The sequence below is a fragment of the Desulfovibrio sp. 1188_IL3213 genome, from assembly GCF_036763145.1.
Lineage (GTDB): Bacteria > Desulfobacterota > Desulfovibrionia > Desulfovibrionales > Desulfovibrionaceae > Desulfovibrio.
In genome coordinates this window covers 1-2,923 of sequence record NZ_JBAIYR010000304.1, presented here as the reverse complement: position 1 = coordinate 2,923, position 2,923 = coordinate 1, and the positions used below count along the sequence as shown (strand labels likewise).

The following is a 2,923-nucleotide window of genomic DNA, read 5'->3' as shown; positions in this document are numbered from 1 at the left end:
TCGGGACTGGCCCAGCCAGACATGAACCGAACCCCGTTCCGGTCACGGTAGTTGAAGGCGCGGGCGCTGGCGCAGCAGAGCAAGGGCGTTGGGGCCGCCCGTACCCCAGGCCCGCAGCACGTCCACGTCTTCATGCGGCTCCGGACTGAACAGAAAACGCTGTTCTTTCCCGTCGTCAGTGGCCGAATGCGTATCCGGGCGCAGTATGCAGGCCAGCAGGTCAAGGGCCGTGCTTTTGCCGCAGCCGCTGGGGCCGACCAGCGCCAGCAGACCGCTGCGGGGAATATCAAGACGCTCTACACGCAGGCTGAAGCCTTCGGCGCCGGGCCGGCTTTTGCTTATCCGCCGCAGGGAGAAAACCAGATTGTCCATATGCGGGCCTTGTCAGACACAGTCTAGGGCAGCATGCTCAAAGGCACGCGGTATACCCAGTCGCCGGGATTGGGCTGGCCGAAGCTTTCCCAGTTGGCGCGGTCGCGGTCATATTCCTCATACCGGGCCAGGCGTGATTTGAGCCTGTTGATAAAGGCCGTCTGCTCGCCCACGCTCATGCGGTACCAATCTTCTTCACGCAGCAGCATGATGTCGCTTTTGTAGGGCAGCCCGTCCAGAAATTCTGCCAGCACACCCAGTTGCGCCAGATTTTTTCCCTGAGTCGGCATGTTGGGGTCACGGGCCATGCGCGTGGAGGCAGAGAGCACACCCTGAAAAAAGTCGCGTGAGTCGGTCTTTTTGGTGCGCTCCGCGCTGTCGATGACGGCCTTTATCTGGGCGCTCAGGTCATTAAGCTGGTTTTTGGTCAGCAGCACGGCCACTTCCACGCTGGGGCTCTGTTCGCTTTTGGCAAGACGTTTGAGATCCATATCGGCAATCCACGAGCTGACCACGCTGGGGGCCTGATTTTCACGCGCCCTTCCGAAATATTCCAACTGCATGGCATAGCCCAGGGTGGCGGCAAGGCGGGCGGCTTCTTCCTCTGCGGTGAGCTTTTGGGGTTTTTCATCTTTGGGTTTGGTCATGATTTTGCCCAAAGCGGTATTTTTAACCATATTCACCATGCCCGAGGCCAGCACCTTGGCGACTTCCGCAAACTGCTTTGCTCCGGCTGCTGCCGTGGGCGCGGCAACCACCTGATAGTTTGAGCGGTTGCCCGAGAGCTTGCCCAGGGCGCGGTAGCTCTGTTCGGCATAGGCGTGGTTTTTGGCCCCACCCGGGCTTTTGATGTGCAGGATGGATATCCAGATGCCTTTTTGCCGCGCAAAGTCATTGAGCTCACTGGACCCCATGCTGACGGAGGCGTATTTATCCGTGCTTTTGAGGGGGCCGGCATCGGTAATGAGCAGAATGAGACGCGACGAATAATCGCCCCAGTTGAGGGCCTCTACGGCTTTATACACGCCCGCCAGGGAGTCTTCATTGAAATCGTGGCTGGAGACGGTGGCTTCCTGCACCTTGGAAAGTTTTTCTTCAAGGCTTTTACGGTTTTTGGCTGTGGCGAAGTCGCTTACAACTTCAGCCACATAGCCCAGACCAGGAGTGGCCTGTGTGCTGTTGCGAAAGGCGACCACTGCAAAGCCCACGTTGTCTTCCAGTTTGTCCTGCTCAATCTTGTCGTATATATGGCGCACCACGTTAAGGCTTTGATCAATATACGGCTTCATGGAGATGGTCGTGTCTATGACAAGGGCAATGCCTGTCTTGGGCGGGCCGCTTTTGCCGTTTTGGCTGCCTGCGGCATTGCCGGGGTCAATGGAAGCCACGCGCAGAAATTTCACGCCGTCAAAGGGGTCTTTCATGTCCAGAATGGGCATGAGATAAAAACGTTTTTCAGAAACCGCTCCGGCTGCGTCCGCAGGCTCACCGGCCAGCACGGGAAAGTCGGCTGGTGGCGTTTTGCCGTCTTGCAGCAGAGCGGCGGCTTCGGCATTGAGCTTGTTCAGGCGCACATCCATGTCCGGAGCGGCGCAGATGTCGTTCAGCGCGTTTTCGGTCTTGAAAAAGAGCACGGGATCGCGGCCTGTGCGCGGCGTGAAGAGCAGAGTGAGGGACTGGTTCCAGTCTGTGGCCTTGGCCGCTTCAATCCAGCCTTCGGGGGTGGCGGCGCCGCTTCCGACCTGAAGCCAGCCCTCATTGCGGGCATAGACATAAAAAACGGTAAAGGGCGTCACGTTTTCCTTCACCACGGCGGCGTCTGCTGCCGGAGCAGCCGTAAGGCGCGCCCCGGGATGGCTGACCACCCGCTGGAAAAGCGTTTTTTTGCCTTCCAGCAGCAAAGGGGCTGCCTGAGCATGCGATGCGGTAAAAACGTTTCCGGCAGCCAGAATGAAGAACAGGACAAGAGAGCAGGCCGCTATGCCGGACAGAATGCCGAACAGTAAGTGGCGGCAGGATATGATGGATATGGGGCGCATGCGGGTTTCCTCCCGGACTCCGTTTTGCAGTATGATCTGGGGGCGGCCATGCCCCGGATTGCACCGGGTTTGCCGGTACAGCGGGGCAGATCGCTGAAAAGCGGAAATCAGTTCCAGCTTTGCAGCAAGGCCCGCGCTTCCACGTTGCCCTTGGCTTCCTCGGCCCTGGCGTATTCCTTAAGTTTGTTCAGTGCGGCCTGAGCCTGCGCTTTGTCGCTCTTGAGCAGGGCCTCATCATACCAGCGTTTGGCCTGTGTCATATCCACAGGGATGCTGCCCCTGGGCAGAGTGGCCGTGGGATCGTAGTATTCACCCACCAGCAGCATGGCCTCGCCATTGCCTTTCTGGGCGGCGTCCTCAAGCAGCAGGAATGCCGCGTCGCATTCTTCAGGGCTTGCATCGGCCTTGCGCATGGGTTTGGCCAGGGCCAGACTCACATCGGGCAGGGCTTCTCCGCGCAGTTGTTCGCGGGCAGCTGCCAGGGGAGATTTGGCCGCTGCGCCGGGGTCTGC

Annotated in this window: 2 protein-coding genes and 1 pseudogene; all 3 read right to left on the bottom strand. The window is 59.2% G+C overall.

What is annotated here, in order from left to right; translation table 11 throughout:
- Positions 1-42: 42 nt before the first annotated feature.
- Complete coding sequence (locus V6C16_RS10640; RefSeq protein WP_333543174.1) at positions 43-372, bottom strand: ATP-binding cassette domain-containing protein; 330 nt, start codon at positions 370-372, stop codon at positions 43-45.
- Positions 373-395: 23 nt separating this feature from the next.
- Positions 396-2,411: a vWA domain-containing protein gene (locus tag V6C16_RS10635; protein WP_333534936.1), complete on the bottom strand. Its 2,016-nt coding sequence runs from the start codon at positions 2,409-2,411 to the stop codon at positions 396-398.
- A 107-nt stretch (positions 2,412-2,518) separates the two neighbouring features.
- Positions 2,519-2,923 (bottom strand): annotated as a pseudogene (locus V6C16_RS10630) (sel1 repeat family protein); the annotation flags it as partial.

What these genes read in the sequence shown, in the direction of transcription:
- V6C16_RS10640 (WP_333543174.1), bottom strand. Translation starts at nt 372, where the DNA reads ATGGACAATCTGGTTTTCTCCCTGCGGCGGATAAGCAAAAGCCGGCCC.
- V6C16_RS10635 (WP_333534936.1), bottom strand. Translation starts at nt 2,411, where the DNA reads ATGCGCCCCATATCCATCATATCCTGCCGCCACTTACTGTTCGGCATT.